The sequence below is a fragment of the Streptosporangium vulgare genome (assembly GCF_042428775.1).
In the GTDB taxonomy this organism is placed as follows: Bacteria; Actinomycetota; Actinomycetes; order Streptosporangiales; family Streptosporangiaceae; genus Streptosporangium; species Streptosporangium vulgare.
On sequence record NZ_JBHMBS010000147.1, the window covers coordinates 1 to 358 of the forward strand.

Consider the following 358-nt stretch of genomic DNA (forward strand, 5'->3'; position numbering starts at 1 on the left):
GTGCGGCGGCGATTAACGCGATAACCAGAAATATGATGCCCCAACGAAACATAAGCGTCTCCTTTACCATAGTTAATGTCACCGCTTGATATGAGCGTGAAAATCACTCAATGCGATATTTTTAGTGTGGTGCACATCGCGCCTCCCGACAAAGTTCGGGAGGACGAATTACGACGAATTACTTAGTTTTCAGATCATTTTTAACGCTTTTCACACCATCTACCGCTTTGGCGATACTTTCAGCACGGTCACTTTGTGCCTGAGAATCGACGGTACCGGAGAGCTGAACCACGCCGTCGGTGGTTTCAACTTTCACATGACGGGAAGGGACGATATCGTCCGCCAGCAGTTTGGCTTT

At 48.0% G+C, this 358-nt stretch carries 1 protein-coding gene; it reads right to left on the bottom strand.

From position 1 onward, the window contains the following. Window positions 1–178: 178 nt before the first annotated feature. Window positions 179–358 (bottom strand): BON domain-containing protein (locus tag ACFFRH_RS44905; RefSeq protein ID WP_512701147.1); only part of this gene is annotated, 180 nt, incomplete at its 5' end.